The following is a 21,660-nucleotide window of genomic DNA, read 5'->3' on the forward strand; positions in this document are numbered from 1 at the left end:
AAACAAACCAGTTCTCTACCCACCTTTCCAAAACATAGCGAATTTGGTTGAAAATTGAAACTTTTGTATGAGGAATGGAGTCTAGTAAAATCAAACTTTATTGGTATAGACATCTATATCTATGAACATATATGCTAGAGTTGTTGAAAGCCTTTTCACCTAATCGGAAAGGTTACATAAAAAGGAGGGTTGCCTAAATAGAAGTTTCGTTGCTAGTGAAACAGAGTTCCTCGAATGGAGAAAGGTCTAGTTGTTTGCATATGGGAATGATGCAGTAGGAAAAGCTAGATGTAAGCCGGAAAAGGTACGATTGTCCAGGTAGCTTACCGTCAGACACCTTGATTACCACCACACCAATGATGCACGGGTAGAGCTAAAGGTTTTTACATTTTGAAAAGGGGAGTGGAGGTATGAAACGAAGCAAAACGGGTTTTTTGGCAAGTGTACTTGTGTTTATTTTACTTGTAAGTCAAGCTATGGCGGGTGTTCAATCACAAACCGTTCACGCAGCGAATCATTCTAAGGCAGATGACTCGGTTAAAGATCTAGTCATTTATCAAAATCTTCCTCAAGTGGACACAAACATAAGTGGAGATTCCTATCAGTTAAAAGTCTTGAACGTATATGAAGATGGACATTTTAAGTGGACAGAGGATTTAAAATGGGCGTCTACGAATAAAAATGTCGCTACAGTTAATCAAAACGGAAAAGTAACGTTTAAAGGAAAGCCAGGTCGTACGTTTATTGTAGTAAGCGATGGCAATGGTAATTGGGATCGTATAACGTTACATGGTAAGCCGGACAAGGGTTCCGATGGCGTTGCTTATAAAGTTGTAGATCAAAAATGGAATAAATACAACGTAGTCGATCAGGCCGTTAAGAACATGAGTTTAGAAGAAAAAGTCGGTCAGATGATGATGCCGGATTTCCGTAAATTTGACGGAGAGAATGTAACCAAAATGCTCCCAGAAATCGAGCAAATGGTGAAGGATTATCATCTTGGCGGTGTCATTTTGTTCCGTGAAAACGTCGTAACGACAGAACAAACGACAAAGCTTGTAGCAGACTATCAACAAGCGTCTGAACGTTTTGGTCTGTTGACGACGATTGACCAGGAAGGCGGAATCGTAACTCGTCTTCAATCCGGAACAGATTTCCCTGGTAATATGGCACTTGGTGCAACTCGCTCAGAAGACATTACATACAATGTCGGCCAGGCGATCGGCGAGGAGCTTTCCTCTCTAGGTATTAACATGAACTTAGCTCCAGTTATGGACGTAAACAACAATCCGGACAACCCAGTTATTGGCGTTCGTTCCTTTGGTGAAGATCCAGAGCTTGTTGCTGAGCTAGGAACATCTTACATCCAAGGTGTTCAAAGTACAGGTGTTGCCGCAACTGCGAAGCACTTCCCAGGACATGGCGATACGGCAACGGATTCTCACATTGGATTGCCAGAAGTTCCATATGGAATCGATCGTCTTGAAGACGTAGAACTGTATCCTTTCCAAGAAGCGATGGACGCTGGTGTCGATGCGATCATGACAGCTCACGTAACCTTCCCGAAAATTGATGATAGCACAGCTACTTCTAAGAAAACCGGCGAAGAGGTTAACGTACCAGCCACCCTTTCGAAAAAGGTACTAACTGGTCTTATGCGTGAAAAGATGGGGTATGAAGGCGTAATTTACACAGATGCCTTAAACATGAACGCCATCACAGATCACTTCGGTTCTGTTGATGCAGCCATACGCGCTGTAAAAGCTGGTACAGACATCGTGCTTATGCCAGTAGGTATTGAAAAAGTATTCAATGGCCTAGTGGATGCGGTTGAAAAAGGTGAGATTAAAGAAAAATCCATCAATGCATCCGTTGAGCGTATTTTAGAACTGAAGATTGAAAAAGGCATTATCAAAAGTGAACAACCAGAGTCTGTTGAAAAGAAAGTAGAAAATGCGAAACAAGTAGTTGGCTCTGAAGCACACAAAGCGGTGGAACAAAAAGCAGCAGAAAAATCCATTACGCTAGTGAAGAACGAAGATGTACTACCTGTTACCGATGCTGACGCTAACGTAGTAGTTGTCGGAAAATCATTTGTAGGTGACTTAGGTTCAGCCGTAAAAGCTGAACATGGTAACACAGATGTGATCGAACTTGGTGATGACTATGCACTATCCGATGACCAGCTTCAACAAGTAAAAGAAGCCGATTATGTAGTCGTTGGAACATACACATACAACGTTTCTACTCGTTCTGAGGACAGTGCCCAAATGCAAATGGTAGACAAAGTGATGGAAGAGGCAGATGGATCAGTTATTGGCGTAGGTATCCGAAATCCTTATGACATCATGGCTTACCCTGATGTGGACACGTTCATCGCGCAATATGGCTTCCGCGATGCAAGCTTTGAAGCAACAGCTAAAGTACTAGTCGGCGAAAATGCACCAACAGGCGAACTTCCTGTAACCATTCCAAACACGGATGGAGAAGGTGCGATGTACGATTATGGTCATGGTCTAACCTTTGATCCTGTTGAAGGTGGAGATGATGAAGGCGACGATGAAGGTGAAGATGAGGAAGAAAACGAGCAGAATTTCAAGCTAGGCGTTGAGCAACTTTTAAATGAAAAGAAAGAGTTGATTGAAGGGAAAAAGGTAGGTCTTATCACAAATCCAACAGGTGTTGATCAGGACATGAACAGCATCGTGGATCTACTTCATAACGATGAAGACGTTAACCTAACTGCCCTTTACGGCCCAGAGCACGGCGTTCGTGGAAGTGCTCAAGCTGGCGAATATGTTGAATTTTACGAAGATGAACAGACAGGCTTACCAGTTTATAGCCTATACGGCGAAACGCGTAAACCAAGTCCAGAAATGCTCGAAGATGTAGAAGTGCTGTTGTTTGATATTCAAGATGTAGGAACCCGTTTCTACACATACATCTACACGATGGCACTTGCAATGGAAGCTTCAGCAGAGAACGACATTGAATTCGTTGTCCTAGATCGCCCGAATCCTCTAAGTGGTGAAAAAGTGGCTGGTCCAGTTCTTGATGAAGACTACAAGTCCTTCGTCGGAAAATATCCAATCCCACTACGCCACGGCATGACAGTTGGGGAATTGGCGAAGATGTTCAACAAAGAATTCGACATCGGTGCTGACTTAACCGTTGTGGAAATGGAAAATTGGAACCGCGAAGATTACTATGAAGATACAGGTTTAGAATTCGTAATGCCATCTCCAAACATGCCAACAACAGACACGGCGTTGGTATATCCAGGAGCGGCACTGATCGAAGGAACAAACGTATCAGAAGGACGCGGCACAACAAAACCATTTGAACTAATCGGAGCACCGTATATCAACAGTAAAGAACTAGCAGACAAAATGGGAAGCTACGACCTACCAGGCGTCGACTTCCGCGCTGCATCCTTTACCCCATCCTTTTCCAAGCACAGCGGCGAACTCGTGCACGGAGTGGAGTTACACGTAACCAACAAAGAAGAATACAACGCTGTCGAAACAGGCCTGACACTCGTGAAAACCATTCACGACCTATACCCTGAAGACTTCGCATTCCGCGAAGAAAACAGCAACGGCGTCTCCTTCTTTGATTATTTGATTGGAAATGGCTGGGTGAGAGAAGCCATCGAAAACGGCAAGTCCGTAGATGAAATGCAAGAGAAGTGGCAAGACGGACTAGATGAGTTTATGGATCTGCGAGAAGATTACTTGCTATATCAATAATAGGGAAAGAGCTCCGGCTTCGGCCGGAGCTCTTTTTTAGTGGGACGGGGGGACAGGTACCTTGTCTCGCTCGGGGGCGCGGTCTGGATGGGATGGGGGGACAGGTACCTCGTCCCAAAACCCCGTATGCTCGGAAATTTCAATAAATGATCGGAAAATCAAAATTTTGCTCCGAAATTCGAAATTATGATCGCAAACTGAAAATTTTGCTCCGAAACTGAAAAATTTGCTCGCAAACGCCGCCCCAGCAAGTCACCGCCCACGCACAGCACACCCGCTCAACACCAGTGGGACGAAGGGACAGGTCCCTCGTCCCAATCCCGCCCGCACCCACCCAAATGGGATGAGGGACCTGTCCCCCCATCCCACCCCAAAAAAATCATAAAACAAAATTACAAAAAAGGTATCATTTTCTGAAACATTGTTTTATACTCTTAATTAATAAGAATTATCTGAAAAATAAACGCACATTTAAATAGTTGGTGATACACATAGAAATCATTCCAATAAGGCTCCATCCCAAATTAACAGGTAATTAATATTGAAAGGGCTTACAAAACGAGTCCTTCTTTTAAAAGGAGGTGAACCATCCATTGTCCAGTAATCACTCAATCCTTAATACAGAAATGCGTAATGAGAAATCGAATCAGCTTCACCAATTTTCAACGATGGAGATTATTCGGTTAATGAACGAGGAGGACAAAACAGTTCCGGAAAACATAAGTCTAGTCCTTCCCGAAATTCGACAAGTTATCGATGTTGCCGTGGAAACATTGCAAAAGGGAGGGAGGTTATTTTACTTCGGGGCTGGGACAAGTGGTCGATTAGGGGTGTTAGATGCATCGGAATGCCCGCCCACATTCGGAGTACCTCATGATTTAGTGAATGGAAAGATTGCAGGCGGCGATCGGGCTCTCAGGTTTCCGATAGAAAATGCTGAGGATAGCAAAGAAATTGGAGCGAATGATGTAAATCAATCTGTTTCCAACAAAGACATGGTCATAGGCATTGCGTCAAGTGGAAGAACTCCTTATGTGTTAGGTGCTATAGAAGCTTCCAATAAACTACATATTCCTACTGCCTCCATTAGTTGTAATACGAACACACCACTTTCGAAACTAGTAGATTATCCTATTGAAGTGTTAGTTGGACCGGAGATTGTCACAGGTTCAACTAGGTTAAAAGCAGGGACGTCACAAAAAATGATTCTGAACATGATTTCAACTGCTGTAATGATAAAGCTAGGAAAAGTATATAAGAATCTAATGGTGAATGTTCAAGCATCTAACGAAAAGCTTAGGAGACGTGCCATTTCCATGATTCAGGAGCTAACCGATGTCACAGAGAAGGAAGCAGCTATCTTTAATAAAGAAGCGAATGGAGACGTTAGAGTAGCTTGCTTAATGATTTTGTTAGATGTGGATGCCGAAAAAGCTTTTCATCTTTTAGAACAGAATAACCAACATTTTTCAGATACGCTCCATCAGCACAGCCCCAATATAAGTAACACTAATTAAAGAGAGGAGGGAAACTATTTTACATTTACTTACCGAAGTTTTGGATAAGAAAAAACGATTAGCTATCGGTCTGATGTCAGGTACCTCATTGGATGGAATCGATGCAGCACTTGTGGAAATTGAAGGAGCAGGTCGAACAACGAAGGTTTCTCTCAAAGCATTTGAAAGTATTTCTTACAGCCAGGAAGAAAGGCAGGTATTATTAGCCTTATGTGATCGAAATCAATCCACTGTCGATAAGATTTGTCGGTATAACGTTGAACTAGGGAAAAAATTTGCTGAAGCTGCTCATGCTGTAGCTGAAATGGCAGACCTCACATTAGAAGATATCGATTTTATTAGTTCTCATGGACAAACCATCTACCATATGCCGGACCATGCAGCTACGCTTCAAATCGGAGAGTTATCCGTTATTGCGGAACAAACAGGATGTTTAACGGTTGGGGATTATCGACCTTCAGATATGGCTGTTGGAGGTCAGGGAGCACCGCTAGTCCCATTTGTAGATGACCTTCTTTTTCGCGATGAAGCAAAAGGAAGGATCCTCGTGAACATAGGTGGGATTAGTAATCTATCCGTTTTAGAAGCAACCGGTTCAGAAAAAGGTGTACTCGCTTTAGATACAGGACCAGGCAATGTATTAATCGATGCAGTCGTACAGATTGGTTCACAAGGCGAGTCTACATTCGATGAAAATGGCAGTATTGCAGCCTCTGGTCGGGTTGACGAGGAGTGGTTGCAAGACATTGTTGATCAGGATGATTATTTAAAAATGGACCTACCGAAAACAACTGGTAGAGAGCTTTACACATGGGAGATGGCTGAACGTCTTTATGAAGAAGGCCGACAAAAAGGGTTAGCCTATGAAGATATAGTCGCTACCATTACTGCCTACACCGTTCAAGCGATTTCCTATCACATCAAAAAGGTGGTAGATCCTCACTATGATACACAGGAAGTGATTGTTGCGGGTGGTGGTGTGCATAATAAAACGATTTTGACTGGGCTGGAGAACAATCTCGGTCAATCCGTTAGAACTTTAGATGAGCTTCATTTTTCTAGTGATGCAAAAGAAGCGATAACATTCGCCATCTTAGGAAATGAGTATTTGCACGGGCATCCGAATCATTTGCCTTCTGCAACAGGCGCCGCTAAAGAGGTGTCTATGGGTAAGCTTGTCTTACCATCTGCCTTAACAGAAGGAGAACAATAGATATGCTGAATAAGAGAGACATAGATGAGGTGATGGAAGAGGGACTCACTACTGAACTATTCCCTGGCGCTGTTTGTCATATCTCAAAAGGTGGCGAGACCATTTATCACGAGGCGTTTGGCACAGCATGTCACTCAACTCGGACAAGTGTACAAACCGATACGCTTTTTGATATAGCATCATTAACAAAGATAGTAACGACGACCCTCATTTTAAAACTAGCTTCAGAAAAGAAGCTAAATATAGATGATTGGATCGTATCAGCGTTACCAACCTTACACTCATACAGCAATCTAACCAATAGACTATCAAACGTAACGATACGGGATGTACTGATTCATCAATCCGGATTACCAGCATGGTTTCCTTTCTATAGTCGCTCCGATTCCAGCTTATTTGAAGTATTAGAAGATATCGCTTCCCAAACGGAGCCTGTCGATGGAATGGTGTATAGCGATTTGAATTTCATGCTCTTAGGAGAGATTATTCAATACCATACAAAAAAGACCCTAGACCATGCTGTAGAAACGGAAATGGCAGCACCATTACATTTAGAAACATTAACCTACCATCCACTTCATGTTGCATCCCTTTCTAACATTGCTGCAACAGAACAGGGTAACAGAACCGAACAAGGAATGTGTGAGAAACGAAATATCACCTTTACTGGATGGCGACCTAACAGTAGCTGGATTCATGGTGAAGTGAATGATGGAAATAGTTTTTACTTTTTTCAAGGTATTTCAGGACATGCAGGTTTGTTTTCAACGGCGAAGGATTTAGATGTAATTGGCCAACTTTACTTAAGAAAAGGGGGACCTCTTTTATCAAATGAGCTTGTTCAAGAAGCAAGCACAGACCAAGGAAATGGGAGAGGATTAGGGTGGCAATTTGATCCCATGTTCCCGAGAGGTTTTGGACATACAGGTTTTACAGGGACGTCGCTTTGGGTTTGCCCAGAAGAAGATTTGGTATGCGTGGTGTTGACCAATCGTCTTCACCAGGAAAAGGCAGCGTCGATTAATGGATTTCGAAAGCAGCTTCATGAACGGATAGTAAATCAACTGAAGGAGATGAAAGCATGACCAAAAAAATAAAGATATTTTCGCTTTTGTTGCTTGTAGTAATGGTGATGGCAGCATGTTCCGACAATAATGCTTCCGGTGATTCGGACGCAGATTCAGGTTCAGATTCCGGCGGAGATAGTAAGGCCGCTAATCAATTATTGAAAATAGGAAATGACCAAGAACCAGCAGGACTTGATCCGCATAAAGTACCAGCGCATTCCTCTATTCGAATTTATGAAAAAGTATATGATAGCTTACTAACATTTGATGAGAATATGGAATTACAACCTGAGCTTGCAAAAGAATGGGAGCAGCCAGATGATACAACGTATATTTTCACACTGAGAGAAGGCGTAACGTTCCATAACGGCGATAAGATGACAGCCGAAGATGTGAAATATAGTTATGAGCGTATTTTAGATGAAGAAACAGCATCCATAGCTAAGTCTTATTTTGACAAAGTTGAGTCTATCGAAGTGATGAGTCCAACGAAAATTAAATTCAATTTAAGCGAGACGTATGCGCCATTCTTATCCTATGTAGCTAGCACGAATGCTGCAATTGTTTCGGAAAAAGTAGTAGAAGAAAACGGCGATCTAATGCAGGTTGCAGTTGGGACAGGACCATTTAAATTTGAAGAGTGGAAACCGGATAACTATGTAGAGCTTTCGAAAAACGAAGATTACTATAAAGAAGGACAGCCTAAGCTAGACGGCATTCGATACATTACCATGAAGGATGAGTCAGCTCGCCTAGCAGCCATTCGAACTGGTGAAGTGCACCTGACAACCTTATCCTCACAGTCCATTCCATTAGCTGAGAAAAATGACAAATTAGATGTGAAAGGCTACCAATCTACTGAGTATAGTTATGTAGGTTTCAATGTGGATAAAGAACCATTTGATAATAAGAAGGTTCGCCAAGCCATTAGTCTAGCTGTGAATCGTCAAGAAGTAAAAGACATTGTATGGAAGGGCGACGCGATTCTTTCCGGACCGATTCCTGAATCTATGGGTAAATGGGCTATTGATGTAAGTGAAGAAGAACTGTATCAGCACGATATCGAGAAAGCGAAGCAATTGTTAGTGGAAGCGGGCTACGAAGACGGGTTTGAAACTACTATTTCTACAGCATCAACCTATCCAGATATGATTGATACCGCGCAGCTATTACAGCAACAGTTCGAAAAAATTGGTATCAAAGCAGACATCAAGCAGCTTGAGTGGGGTCAATATATTGATACATGGAAGTCTGGAGATCATGAAATGCTAGTAGGTCGAAACAGCTCTGGATCTGATCCTGACCGTTCCATTTCCTTCTTCTTCTCTACAGATGGATCAGCAAACGTTTGGGGATTCTCTAATGACAAAATTGATTCTTTATCTGAAAAAGGTAGAACCACAACAGATAAGGAAAAACGACGTGAAATCTATAATGAAGCACAGAAGAAATTAATTGAAACGTCTCCTAATCTGTTCTTAGTTTCTCCGAAGAAGTTCTTTATCGTTCGTAACAATGTTGAAAATTACACACCTTCAGCAAATGAACCAGAGAACTTTAATGAAACGATTATTAAACAATAATTTAACAGGGAGGGGGTTCGCATCGAATCCCCCTTCTTCATTAAAGGTGTGAATAACTATGATTGCATATACAATCCGAAGACTACTCATGTTAATACCTGTTTTGTTCGGTATCTCCGTATTCATTTTCCTTATTATGAAAATGATTCCAGGTGATGTAGTTAGTACGATGTTAGGAACGGAAGCAACGGATGAATCAAGGTCCCAACTTGAAAAGCAGTTTGGCTTGAATCTTCCAATCTATCAACAGTACTATAATTGGATTTCTGGCGTTTTAGTAGGCGACTTCGGTGTTTCATTGAGGACGGGTAAACCGGTCCTTGGGGATATATTAAATCGTTTCACCTTAACGCTTGAACTAACCCTCTTGTCTGCTTTTTTATCCTGGATTATTGCGATTCCACTTGGCATTATTGCAGCTATTAAACGTAATACAAGTACCGATTTTGGTGTAAGAATTATCTCTTTACTTGGGGTGTCGGTACCTAACTTTGCATTAGCAACGTTATTGTTGCTGATCTTGTCGGTGTTCTTTTCCTATTATCCTCCTTCCACATATGTATCGTTGGTAGAAGATCCGGTTAAGAATCTTCAAATGATGATTCTTCCTTCTATTGTTCTTGGTACAGCGATGGCTGGTGCCGTAATGAGGATGACGAGATCAACCGTGTTAGAAGTGCTCCGCCAAGATTTTATTCGTACGATTCGAGCCAAGGGCGCGAGTGAACGTGTAGTTATCTTTAATCATGCTTTGAAAAATGCCATGATACCTATTTTGACTATCATTGGTATGCAAATCGGCGTACTACTAGGTGGTACAGTCATCATTGAACAAATCTTCTCCTTGCCTGGTTTAGGGCAATTAGTACTTACGGCTATTAATCAACGGGATTATCCAGTTGTACAAGGTGCCGTGTTATTTATAGCTTTCGTATTTGTGATGATTAATCTCATTGTGGATCTATTGTATTCGTATTTAGATCCAAGAATCACATACAAATAATCGGTTCTTGCGAATTAGCTAATAGAAAGAGTGGGATATATGAGTGAAATCATTTCGAGACTGAAGAAGGATAAAGTGGGCTTAGTTGGAGTTATTGGCGTATTACTCGTGCTAGTAATGGGATTTATAGGCCCTTTAGTGACGCCACATGACCCTACCGAGATGTATAAAAGTCATACGCTAGAAGGGCCAAGTGCGACGCATTGGTTTGGAACGGACGACTTTGGACGAGATATTTTTAGTAGAGTGATGCAAGGGGCGAGGGTTTCTCTTTATGTTGGGTTAATCTCAGTAGGTATAGGAGCTACACTTGGCTTTCTATTCGGACTTATTGCTGGCTTTTTTCAAGGATGGGTCGACAACGTCATCATGAGAATTATGGATATTTTGTTTGCCTTTCCAGATATTTTATTAGCGTTAACGATTGTAGCGGTATTAGGCCCAAGCTTGCGAAATACAATGGTCGCCATCGGAATCGTATTCACCCCAGTGTTTACAAGGACGGTAAGGGCAGCCGTTATCTCTGTGAAAGAAATGGAATTTATTACGAGTGCCAGGTCCATTGGAGTGAAAACACATAAGGTTATTTTTAAGCATGTCTCCCCAAACATTTTAGCGCCGTTCATTGTGCAAATCACATTAGCATTATCTGGAGCTATTTTAACAGAAGCAGCGCTTAGCTTTTTAGGGCTTGGCATCCAACCGCCTGAACCTTCCTGGGGATCTATGTTGAATGCGAGTCGTCAGTATATGGAGATTGCACCGTGGATTGCGATATTCCCAGCTATTTTCATTATTATAACCATCTTTTGTTTTAACCTTTTAGGGGATAGTCTTCGAGATATTCTTGATCCAAAATTAAATCAATAGATGGCAGTGTAAGAGAGGAGTGAGGTTATGGATAATGTACTCGAGATAAAAAATCTCCATATAGATGTAAAAAAAGATGACTCGACCTATAATGTCGTGAAGGATGTTAATGTTTCGATTGGCAAGCAGCAGATTTATGGCATTGTTGGAGAGTCAGGTAGTGGAAAAAGTTTAACGGCCTTATCCATTATGGGCTTACTGGCGAATCCACCTCTTCATGTCTCAAAAGGAAGCATTCAATTTGAAGGCGATCGAGAACTGTTGGATATGTCCTTTAAAGAGATGAAGAAGATTCGTGGAAAAGAAATTTCGATGATATTCCAAGAACCCATGACAGCATTGGACCCTCTGTTTACGATTCAAGATCAATTAATGGAAGCATTGAAATTCCATACAAAGCTATCTAAATCAGAAATGAAGCAGGCATGTATTGATATTATAGAACGAGTTGGCATTCCAAGGCCGAAAGAGGTGTTGAAAGATTATCCCCATCAACTCTCTGGAGGTATGCGTCAACGAGTCATGATTGCGATAGCGATGCTATGTAATCCCAAGTTGCTTCTAGCAGACGAACCAACTACGGCCTTGGATGTAACCATTCAAGCTCAAATACTAGATTTAATGAAGGAGCTACGCGAGGATTTTGAAACGTCTATTTTAATGATTACACACGACCTTGGTGTCATAGCGGAAACATGCCAGCGAGTAGCGGTCATGTATGCAGGTGAAGTTGTGGAAGAATCAGATGTAGTAAGTCTTTTTCATTCTCCAAAACACCCTTATACAAAAGGACTGCTGAAATCCATGGTTAGCGGTAATCGTCATGATGATTTGTACTCTATTCCTGGAAAAGTACCATCGGTAGAGCAAATGCCATCAGGCTGCAGATTCGCTACGAGATGCCCACATGTCATGGATATATGTCACACACAAACCCCACCTGTTCAAGAGGTGGAGGCAGATCACACGTGCCAATGCTGGTTGTACCAAGAGGAGCTGGTGAAGAATGGCTGACCCATTATTGAAAATAGAAGAGCTAGAAACGTTTTTTCCTATTAAATCAGGTATCTTTAAGCGTACCGTTGCGCATGTGAAAGCCGTAAACAATATCAGTTTTGATATAAAGGAAAAGGAGACATTTTCACTTGTTGGGGAAAGTGGGTGCGGAAAATCCACGCTCGGTAGAAGCATATTGCGGATTTTAGAACCGACTGGTGGCAAGGTTTTGTTTCATAACAAGAATATATTAAATTACTCTTCTAGTGAACTACGGAAGCTTAGAAGAGATGTCCAGCTGGTCTTCCAGGATCCCTATAGCTCATTAAACCCAAGAATGTCGGTACGAGAGCTAGTGTCCGAACCATTATTCACGCATTTTTCAATCAGTAAAGAAGAAGCCAATCAACAGGTTGATGAAATGCTCGAAAAAGTAGGTCTACCTCTTGAACAAGCGGAGCGGTATCCCCACCAATTCAGCGGTGGTCAACGGCAGCGTATCAGTATCGCAAGAGCGTTCATCTTAAAACCAAAGTTTGTCGTAGCAGATGAACCAGTCTCTGCACTTGATGTGTCGATACAAGCGCAAATTTTAAAATTACTCATGCAGCTTCAAGAAGAATTCAACATGACGTACCTGTTCATCTCGCATGATTTAAATGTCGTAAAGCATATTAGCGATCGAGTTGGTGTCATGTACTTAGGAAAAATGATGGAAATGACCGATACCGATTCCATTTATGAAGAACCTCTTCATCCTTATACACAAGCACTACTGTCAGCTGTACCAAAATCAGATCCATTAGAGGAAAAAGAACGTGTCATCCTAAAAGGAGACGTACCAAGTCCAGCCAACCCACCAAGCGGCTGCCCATTCCACAAACGTTGTCCAAAAGCAATGGAAGAATGCACAACAATCGAGCCCGAGTTCAAAGAAGTCAAAGAAAACCACTACGTAGCCTGCCATTTATACTAAATTGTGGGACGGGGGGACAGGTCCCTTGTCCCATTTTGGATGGGATGGGGGGACAGGTTCCTCGTCCCAAAACCCTTCGATGCTCGGAAATTTCAAAAAATGATCGGAAAATCAAAATTTTGCTCTGAAATTCGATATTATGATCGCAAATCGAAAATTTTGCTCCGAAACTGGAAAATTTGCTCGCAACCGCCGCCCCCAGCACCCGACACCACCCACGCACAGCACACCTGCTCAACACCAGTGGGACGAAGGGACAGGTCCCTCGTCCCAATCCCGCCAGCACCCACACGAATGGGATGAGGGACCTGTCCCCTCATCCCACTCCCCACCCCATCCCAAAAATTTCATAAAACAAAATTACAAAAAAGGTATCATTTTCTGAAACAATGTTTTATACTCTTAATTAATAAGAATTATCTGAAAACGAGGTAGCCAATATGACTAGTCAACTACAACTGATTCAAGAACATCTTGAAACGTTAAAGCCTTCTGAGAAAAAAGTGGCGGCTTATATTTTAGAGCAGCCGGAAGAGGTGATGAATTCATCCGTTCATAAGGTAGCTGAGCAGACAGAAGTGAGTGTGGCGACGATTGTTCGTCTGGCCAAGAAGCTGAACTGCAAGGGATTTCAGGATCTCAAACTGAAGATTGCCTATGACATGGCGAAAGGGAATCACGAGAAAGAGTACTATGAAGATATTCCGAAAGAGGATTCGATTCAAGGGTTGATGCATTCTGTATCGCAAAGCAACATTCAATCCATTCAAAATTCGATGCAGGTGTTATCGGAGGAGGAGTTGGAGAAAGCGATCGATCTTATCTCGAATGCGCGCATTGTTGCCATTTATGGGATTGGCGCATCCGGGGTTATCGCACGAGATTTCAAGCAGAAGTTGACTCGTATCAACAGATGGTGCGAGGCTGCGGAGGATCGCGATACGCAGGTGACGATTTCCGCAAATTTAACCGAAGCGGATGTGGCAATCGGCGTTTCGTACTCCGGCCAAACGCTCGACATCATTGAATCGCTCAATGTTGCAAAAGAAAATGGTGCGAATATTATCTCGCTCACCAAATACGGGGAGAACGATGTGACCGCGCTCGCTGATGTGAAGCTGCAGACGACATCGCTTGAAGGGGATATCCGAAGTGGGGCGACGAGTTCGCGGATTGCAACGCTAAACGTAATCGATATGCTGTATCTTGGGGTGACTCGATTCAATAAGGAAGACAATATCGAGGCACTTGAACGGACGAGAAAAGCAGTGGAGGTTTTGAAAAAGAATGTATGATGCTTACCTAACCAAGTTGGTGGAAGACAGGGAGCTTCCTGGAGGCGTTCTGCATATTCAGCACAAGGGAGTTTCCGTTTTTGAAAAAGCATATGGTAGCTATCTGAATCTACACGAGCAGGAGCAGACCATAACAAAAGATACCGTTTTTGATGTAGCTTCCTTAACAAAAGTCATGGTGACGCTCCCGTCCATTTTAAAGCTCGTGGAGCAACAAAAACTAAGCCTTGATGACCCGATCAAAGCCTACATACCAGCATTCAAGCACAAAGACGTTACCATCCACCATGCCTTAACACATACAACGGGATTGCCCGCAGACTTAGGGCGCATCAAACGAGACGAACCGCAAGATATCCTTCAGCTCATTATCGAGAAGGATCTTATAGAGGAACCAGGTACCAAAACCGAATACAGTGACCTTGCCATGATTTTGCTAGGGGACGTAATCGAACGTGTAAGCGGGATGAAGCTCGAGGATTTTGCAACAAAAAATCTCCTCCAACCATGGGGGCTAACGAATACAACGTTTCATCCTAAAAATCCAACGAACATAGCATCGACTGAAAAAGTAAATGGCACTTACGTTCAAGGCGAGGTGCATGATGAAAAAGCTTACCACCTGGGTGGTGCTGGAGGTAGTGCGGGGTTATTTTCCACGGCAAAAGACGTAGCGAGATTCGGTCATGTTTGGCTGTACCCACAAAAGCAAAACGTCTTGTCCCCTGCACTAATGAAAAAAGCAGCTACTCATTCTTTCAATAATAGAGGCCTCGGATTTGAGGTTTGGAGTGGTGAAGGGAAGGAGCTTTCGTGTGGAAGGAGGTGGTCAGAAGGTAGCTTTGGCCATACCGGATTTACGGGCACAAGCTTATGGGTCGATCAACAGGAGGAGTTAGTGGTCGCGTTGGTAACCAACGTCGTTCATTACGGACGAAACCATAACATGAGACAGATTAGACCAACACTTCATTCGTTGATTCACGAATCACTTATTTAATCAAAAGGGGGAAATTAGTAATGAAATCTTTGAAAGCGTTTACGTTTATCGCGTTGTTAGCATTTGTCTTTATCCTATCGGCCTGTTCGTCGGATAGTGAAGCAGGTGGAGAAGGAAACGGAGAAGAGGCAAGTGAAGATACGATTAAATTGACGATGGGAAGCTGGCGAACAGAAGATAAGGAAAGCTACCAAAAAGTCATTGATAAGTTCCAGGAAGAAAATCCGAACATAGAAATTGAATTTAAGCCATCGAAAAATACCGAATACAACACGATTTTAAATACGGCTCTAAAAAGTGGAGAAGGCCCTGATATCATTCACCTTCGTCCGTATGCACCGGGAATTGAGCTTGCAGATAACGGCTACCTTGAGCCAATCGATGATCTAGAAGGGCTGGATAAATTCCCAGAATCCTCTTTAGCTGCATCCAAAGGTTCGGACGGCAAGCAATACGGTGTACCACTGAACATAAGTACGACGCAGATTTTTTATAACAAAAAGATTTTCGAAGAGCTTAACCTAGAAGAACCACAGACGTGGGAAGAGTTCATGGAAATTAACAAGACACTGAAAGAAGAAGGCTACACTCCACTTTCTCTTGGTACAAAAGAAGGCTGGTTGCTGTCACTAGCTCACGGGATGATTGGTCCAGCTCACTACGGCGCCAATGAATTCGTCGATAACATTACAGCTGGCGAAACATCGTTTACGAGTGACAAATTTGTGAATTCCATCAAGGCGATGGATGAGTTGAAGCCTTACATGCCGGAAAACTATGAAGGACTTGGCATGGAAGATATCCGTACGATGTTCTTCACAGGAGATTCCGCCATGTTCCCAATGGGAAGCTGGGAAATCGAAGTTCTACGTGAAATGAACCCTGATCTAGAATTAGACTTCTTCCCTATGCCATCTGCAGTTGGAAAAGAGCCAACCGTTACGACATGGGTAGATGGATCGTACGCCATTAATGCCAACTCAGAGAATAAAGAAGCGGCGAAAAAATTCCTTCAGTTCATGACAACAGAAGAGTTCGGTACGATGTTCACAGAAGAATTCAAGATGATCAGCGCTATCCCTGGTATCGAATCTGAGGATCAGCTAGTAAACGATCTAGGTAAAGCAGCGGATGAAAACTCTACGCCTTACATGGTTCTAGTTCACTTTGCAGGAGGTAACCCTTCTACGAAAACGACGATTGAAACAGAACTACAAGGCATGTACCTAGGCGAGCGTACTCCTGAACAGGTCGCTGAAGCTGTACAGAAAAACGCAGAGTCCTGGTATAAACCATTACAAAAATAAGTAAGGGGCGGTGAATATGCAACTAGCAACGGATTCAGCTAAAGAAGTAAAGAAGCAAAAGAAACGGAACTGGAAAAGATGGTCCATCCATCTTTTCCCTATTCCCGCCTTAATCATTTATGGGTTGTTTGTTGTGTACCCATTATTTGCAGCACTCACATATAGTTTTTTTGACTGGAATGGCATGGTCCGAGGCGATTTTGTCGGATTGAAAAACTTCAAGGATTTATTCACCCTTGAGCCGTTCAGTGGGTACTTCTGGAATGCATTTGGACACAACATTCTATATTTCGTTCTCCAGATGATTTTCCAGAATGGTCTGGCATTTGCCCTCGCCTATATTATCTTCAAAAAAATCCGTGGGGCAGAGTTCCTGAAAATATCCTATTTCTTGCCGCGTCTATTATCCGTCATTGTGGTCGGTTTCTTATGGAAGTTGATTTTGAATCCAAACTACGGAGCACTAAATGTGTTGCTGGAAAAAATCGGACTCGGTCATTTGCAAGAAGCATGGCTTGGAGATCCTGACACAGCTTTAATCGCTATCATTCTCGTAAACTCATGGTACGGATTAGGTTTTGGGGTGTTGATTTTCCTAGCTGGATTCCAGTCGATTCCGAAAGAGTTAATGGAAGCCGGCAAGCTAGACGGGGCAACAGGATTAGCAATGGTACGAAAGATATTGATTCCGTTAATGATACCGTCGATTATGATCATGACCGTGCTGACGTTCATTCAATCCTTCGAGGCGTTTGAACTCGTGTACGCCATGCAAGGCTCGCAAGGTGAACCGTATCATTCTACCGACACACTAGCAGTCTATTTCTATCGTCTAGCATTTGGTGGATCAACAGGTGGTTCTACGACAGCAGTTGGATTAGGTTCCGCACTAGCAGTGGTACTATTCCTATTCATCAGTATCTTTACCGGTCTGTATCTAAAATACATGCAGAAAAAACAAGTGGATATGTAGGAGGGGAAACGAGTGAAGCATACATTTTGGACGAAACCATTTTATTACGTTTTTGCGTTTTTTATCGCATCGATTAGTTTGTATCCGATTCTATTGATGATTCTATCGTCTTTTAAATCAAGCGCGGAGATCTTCACAAGCCCTCTTGCGTTTCCAAAATCGTTCACGCTTGAGACGTACAAAAACTTGCTCGATCAAATTCCATTCATGCAGTACTTTTTAAATAGTACGATTGTGAGCGTCGTCTCGGTAAGCTTGATTTTAATTACATCATCTCTAGCAGCTTTTTACATTGCTAGATTCACATTTTACTGGAACAACATGCTATTCTTCTTTTTCCTAATGGGCATGATGCTTCCAATTAAACTTGGAATCGTTCCGCTATTTATTTTAATGAAGGATCTCAATTTATTGAACACATTATGGGCTCTAATTTTCATGTACACAGCAACAGGGATTCCGATTTCAGTCCTCATTTTAACAGGCTTTTTCCGAACGATGCCTCACGAATTAGAGGAAGCGGCCCGCATTGACGGAGCTGGAAACTTGCGCATCCTATGGAATGTCGTGCTGCCACTCATGCGTCCAGCGCTAGGTACCGTGATGATTCTACAATTCATTCAATCCTGGAATGACTTTTTCTTCCCGTTGGTGTTTATAACCGATGAGATGAAAAAGACGATTCCAGTCGGGATGCTGTCTCTATTCGGCCAATACTCTGCTGATTGGGGTGCATTATTTGCAGGGCTAACGCTTGCCTCACTACCGATGATTGTCCTGTTCTTCATCGCATCCAAACAGTTCATGGAAGGACTGACGCAAGGTGCAATCAAATAACATGTATATTGGTATAGACGGTGGCGGTACGAAAACGGAAATCATGATGTGTGATGAAAAAGGTGTTGTGGTCGCGCGATGTGTTGGAGGGTCCACCAATGTGAAGTCCCGGTCAGAGGATGCCATCAAACAGACGCTGAAGGAGCTTTTTCATGATTTATTTATTCAGGCGGATGTAGCTTATGAACATGTTACAGGCGTATTTGTTTCCTCTGCTGGAGGGGACCGAATTTGGGATCAGCAGCGTTGGCGCGAATGGATTTATGACGTAGCACCGGGCATTCGAGGTAAAATTGATGTGCACAACGATGCATACGGAGCGCTCGCAAGTGGAACGTTTTCGATGGAAGGCACGGTCCTGATCGCAGGCACTGGATCGATTGCTTACTCGATCTTGGATGGGAAGTCTAGACGTGTAGGCGGCTGGGGCTACCTGCTTGGCGATGAAGGTAGTGGGTATGACCTTGGCCGACAAGCATTATCGAAGGTTGCACATATGCATGATGGATTGATGGAGCGCGATCAGGAATTCATGGAAATCATCTTGACCTCGTTGCAGGTGGAGAGCGCAGCTGACGTAATAACAGCTGTGTATGAGGATGACTATCCTAGACGGAAGATAGCGTCTCTTGCTGAGCATGTCGTTATTTTGGCGCAAGCGGGGAATGCTACCGCCCGCCACATTGTTGGGAAAGCGTTACGAAGCTTGCTAGAGCTAGTAGACGAGATTCATTCCGAAGATGTGCCACTTGTCTTAAGTGGAGGGATGTTCCAATCAGCGTTTATGCGCATGGCTTTTGGCAACCTTTTTACGAAAAAATATCCGCAGCCTCAAGCCATCATTCATCCAGATGTACCTCCTGTTGTAGGCGCATTAGTGTGCGCGTTGCTTATGGGAGAGGAAGCGGTGACAAGCGAAGTGAAGGAGAATTTACAATCATCGAGCCGGTCTTTGAACCGTAGCTTTACTTGAAAGGGAGGTGCAACGACGATGTCTGAAACCGATCCAATCGTTAACACAGAAATGCGTAATGAAAAGTCCAACCACTTGCACCAGTTTTCGACGATGGACATTATTAAACTAATGAACGAAGAGGATGACACGGTAGCCAGTGCTGTCAAACGTGCCCTTCCTCAAATAGAACGTGTAATCAACCAGGCTGTCGAGGTACTGGAAAACGGAGGCAAGCTCTTTTATTTCGGAGCTGGAACGAGCGGACGCCTCGGCGTGCTCGATGCCTCCGAATGCCCGCCAACGTTCGGCGTCCCACATGATCTCGTGAACGGAGTAATTGCAGGCGGAGACGAAGCCCTACGCTACCCTATCGAAAATGCCGAAGACAGCAAAGAAACCGGTGCTGCAGATTTGCGAAAGCATGTTGGTGCAAGCGATATGGTCATCGGCATTGCCTCAAGCGGCCGCACTCCATATGTGCTAGGTGCGATGGAGGCTGCTGCTGAAATGGGCGTATGTACCGGGGCCATCTGCTGTAATGTCGGAACCGAACTCGCTGAGATGGTCGACTATCCTGTTGAAGTGCCGGTTGGAGCGGAAGTAGTCACAGGGTCAACTCGCTTGAAAGCAGGCACCGCACAGAAAATGGTGCTGAACATGATCTCCACCGCCACCATGATCAAACTCGGAAAAGTGTACCGAAACCTCATGGTCAACGTCCAAGCCTCCAATGAAAAATTACGCAAACGCGCCATCTCGATTATTCAGGAACTCACCGGCGTAGACGAAGGGACGGCCGCTCACTATAGTCACCAGGCCAATGGAGACGCACGCATCGCTACACTTATGCTGTTGCTGGAAATCGACGCTGACGCAGCTCAAGAGTTGCTGGATCAGAAAAATGGCCATTTTCCAAATGCGGTGGAAGGGTTTGAGGTTGCTGAGGGGAAGAGGGAATAATGTTGTTAGGAGGAAGGTCACTTTGGAGTGGCCTTTTTTTATTGGAGATAGACTATTTTCTATTGGATAGAAGGAAGAGAGCGTTTAGACGCCGAATCAGTAGGAGGAGGTGATTGTATTGATTGTTAGAGAACTGACAAAACCGATTGACCTGTTTAAAGAAGAAGCATTAGCGCTGCGCCTGCCTGGGAATTATCCTCTGCGAGCTGAGCTTGATGATAGCATAGGCCGAAGAAAGGCTGGCTATCGCGGCGAAAAAGCGCTTGATTATTACCTGCATTTTTTGCCCGACTCCTCACTCGTTTTCCGCGGAACCCGTATCCCCACCAGTACCTCAGCTTTTCAAATCGACAACCTCATTTTGACCTCAAGTGCAGCCATCATCGTAGAAGTAAAGCATCTTTCAGGCAACATATTTTTTGATCAAACGTTTGATCAATTTATTAGAAAGGATGAAAACGGCAAGGAAGAACGCTTCTCCAACCCTATCGCCCAAGTCGACCGCCAGAAAATCAAACTCCGTAACTGGCTCCGCCCCCATCTCACCCAACCACTCCCCATCGACCACATCATCGTCTTCACCCACCCCCACGCCATCCTTGATACCAACATGCACGACGACCCAAGACTGCGCAACATTGTATATGCAGATCACATGCTCGATAAAGTGAAGGAACTCACTGCTAAATATAAGAAGGAAGTGTTATCTCGGAGCCAACTGTTCGCATTACGCGATCAACTTTTGAAAAGCGACCGCCCACTTGATGTGGATGTTCTCGGCCGGTTTGGCGTTCGGAAGGAAGATGTGATGAAAGGCGTGCAGTGTCCTGGGTGTGGGAGGTTGGGGATGAAGAGAGTACAGATGAGGTGGCAATGTCCATTTTGTGGGAATAGGGACCTGTCTGCACATGAACGCGCTGTTTATGATTATTTTTTATTGATGGGGAAGGAGATTACGAATCAACAATGTAGGTTATTTTTACAAATTGACTCTAGTGATTCAGTTTATAAATTTCTAAATGGTATGAAGTTACGACAAACTGGAGTTAATCGTGGTAGGAAGTATCATATACCGCAAAATATAGCTGAGGTGCTTGCTGAACATCAGAGTAGATGAAATTTGCGGATAAGGAGAGGAAAGGAGCGGATATCCGAGGGAAAGTGACGGATAAAGGAAGGAAAGGAGCGGATACCCGAGGGAAAGTGACGGATAAAGAGAGGAAAGGAGCGGATACCCGAGGGAAAGTGACGGATAAGGAGAGGAAAGGAGCGGATAAGGAGAGGAAAGGAGCGGATATCCAGGGGGAAGTAGTCAAGTCCTTAACATTGTGTAAAAGTATCCATGATGTTTTCAACTTG

General features: G+C 43.5%; 18 protein-coding genes and 1 pseudogene. All 19 read left to right on the forward strand.

Annotated features, from left to right (window positions below; all coding sequences use genetic code 11):
* Positions 1 to 884: 884 nt before the first annotated feature.
* Positions 885 to 2,504 (forward strand): annotated as a pseudogene (locus N782_RS00930) (glycoside hydrolase family 3 protein); the annotation flags it as partial.
* Entirely contained in the window at positions 2,496 to 3,749 is a 1,254-nt protein-coding gene (locus N782_RS21880) for an exo-beta-N-acetylmuramidase NamZ family protein (RefSeq protein ID WP_237582254.1), read from the forward strand. The pseudogene N782_RS00930 and the gene N782_RS21880, both read left to right, overlap by 9 nt.
* A gap of 593 nt (positions 3,750 to 4,342) precedes the next feature.
* On the forward strand, positions 4,343 to 5,266 hold the full coding sequence (murQ, locus tag N782_RS00935; RefSeq protein ID WP_084102934.1) for an N-acetylmuramic acid 6-phosphate etherase: 924 nt from the start codon (positions 4,343 to 4,345) through the stop codon (positions 5,264 to 5,266).
* A gap of 40 nt (positions 5,267 to 5,306) precedes the next feature.
* Positions 5,307 to 6,479, forward strand: coding sequence for an anhydro-N-acetylmuramic acid kinase (locus N782_RS00940; protein WP_036815312.1), 1,173 nt, complete (start codon positions 5,307 to 5,309; stop codon positions 6,477 to 6,479).
* Positions 6,480 to 6,481: 2 nt separating this feature from the next.
* Positions 6,482 to 7,564 carry a serine hydrolase domain-containing protein gene (locus N782_RS00945; protein ID WP_036815315.1) on the forward strand — a complete coding sequence of 361 codons (1,083 nt, stop codon included), beginning with the start codon at positions 6,482 to 6,484 and terminating at the stop codon, positions 7,562 to 7,564.
* Positions 7,561 to 9,129 carry an ABC transporter substrate-binding protein gene (locus N782_RS00950; RefSeq protein WP_036815317.1) on the forward strand — a complete coding sequence of 523 codons (1,569 nt, stop codon included), beginning with the start codon at positions 7,561 to 7,563 and terminating at the stop codon, positions 9,127 to 9,129. The genes N782_RS00945 and N782_RS00950 overlap by 4 nt, the downstream gene beginning before the upstream one ends.
* A 58-nt stretch (positions 9,130 to 9,187) precedes the next feature.
* Positions 9,188 to 10,132: an ABC transporter permease gene (locus tag N782_RS00955; RefSeq protein WP_036815320.1), complete on the forward strand. Its 945-nt coding sequence runs from the start codon at positions 9,188 to 9,190 to the stop codon at positions 10,130 to 10,132.
* A gap of 39 nt (positions 10,133 to 10,171) precedes the next feature.
* Entirely contained in the window at positions 10,172 to 11,002 is an 831-nt protein-coding gene (locus N782_RS00960; RefSeq protein ID WP_036815322.1) for an ABC transporter permease, read from the forward strand.
* A gap of 27 nt (positions 11,003 to 11,029) precedes the next feature.
* On the forward strand, positions 11,030 to 12,016 hold the full coding sequence (locus N782_RS00965) for an ABC transporter ATP-binding protein (protein ID WP_036815325.1): 987 nt from the start codon (positions 11,030 to 11,032) through the stop codon (positions 12,014 to 12,016).
* A complete protein-coding gene (locus N782_RS00970) occupies positions 12,009 to 12,974 on the forward strand; it encodes an ABC transporter ATP-binding protein (protein ID WP_036815327.1) in 966 nt (321 codons plus the stop codon). The genes N782_RS00965 and N782_RS00970 overlap by 8 nt, the downstream gene beginning before the upstream one ends.
* A gap of 440 nt (positions 12,975 to 13,414) precedes the next feature.
* Positions 13,415 to 14,269: a MurR/RpiR family transcriptional regulator gene (locus N782_RS00980; protein ID WP_036815331.1), complete on the forward strand. Its 855-nt coding sequence runs from the start codon at positions 13,415 to 13,417 to the stop codon at positions 14,267 to 14,269.
* A complete protein-coding gene (locus tag N782_RS00985) occupies positions 14,262 to 15,269 on the forward strand; it encodes a serine hydrolase domain-containing protein (RefSeq protein ID WP_036815332.1) in 1,008 nt (335 codons plus the stop codon). The genes N782_RS00980 and N782_RS00985 overlap by 8 nt, the downstream gene beginning before the upstream one ends.
* Before the next feature lie 20 nt (positions 15,270 to 15,289).
* Positions 15,290 to 16,576: an ABC transporter substrate-binding protein gene (locus N782_RS00990; RefSeq protein ID WP_036815333.1), complete on the forward strand. Its 1,287-nt coding sequence runs from the start codon at positions 15,290 to 15,292 to the stop codon at positions 16,574 to 16,576.
* A gap of 16 nt (positions 16,577 to 16,592) precedes the next feature.
* A complete protein-coding gene (locus N782_RS00995; RefSeq protein ID WP_052111081.1) occupies positions 16,593 to 17,549 on the forward strand; it encodes a carbohydrate ABC transporter permease in 957 nt (318 codons plus the stop codon).
* 12 nt (positions 17,550 to 17,561) lie between these two features.
* Positions 17,562 to 18,386, forward strand: coding sequence for a carbohydrate ABC transporter permease (locus N782_RS01000; RefSeq protein ID WP_036815334.1), 825 nt, complete (start codon positions 17,562 to 17,564; stop codon positions 18,384 to 18,386).
* A complete protein-coding gene (locus tag N782_RS01005) occupies positions 18,373 to 19,359 on the forward strand; it encodes an N-acetylglucosamine kinase (protein ID WP_152600687.1) in 987 nt (328 codons plus the stop codon). Before N782_RS01000 ends, N782_RS01005 begins: the two co-directional genes overlap by 14 nt.
* A gap of 18 nt (positions 19,360 to 19,377) precedes the next feature.
* Positions 19,378 to 20,301 carry an N-acetylmuramic acid 6-phosphate etherase gene (murQ, locus tag N782_RS01010; RefSeq protein WP_036815336.1) on the forward strand — a complete coding sequence of 308 codons (924 nt, stop codon included), beginning with the start codon at positions 19,378 to 19,380 and terminating at the stop codon, positions 20,299 to 20,301.
* A gap of 118 nt (positions 20,302 to 20,419) precedes the next feature.
* A complete protein-coding gene (locus N782_RS01015; protein ID WP_036815337.1) occupies positions 20,420 to 21,418 on the forward strand; it encodes an NERD domain-containing protein in 999 nt (332 codons plus the stop codon).
* On the forward strand, positions 21,415 to 21,660 hold a 246-nt coding region (locus tag N782_RS21885; protein ID WP_036815338.1), incomplete at its 3' end, for a hypothetical protein. The genes N782_RS01015 and N782_RS21885, both read left to right, overlap by 4 nt.

Source organism: Pontibacillus yanchengensis Y32 (genome assembly GCF_000770635.1).
GTDB classification, from domain to species: domain Bacteria; phylum Bacillota; class Bacilli; order Bacillales; family BH030062; genus Pontibacillus; species Pontibacillus yanchengensis.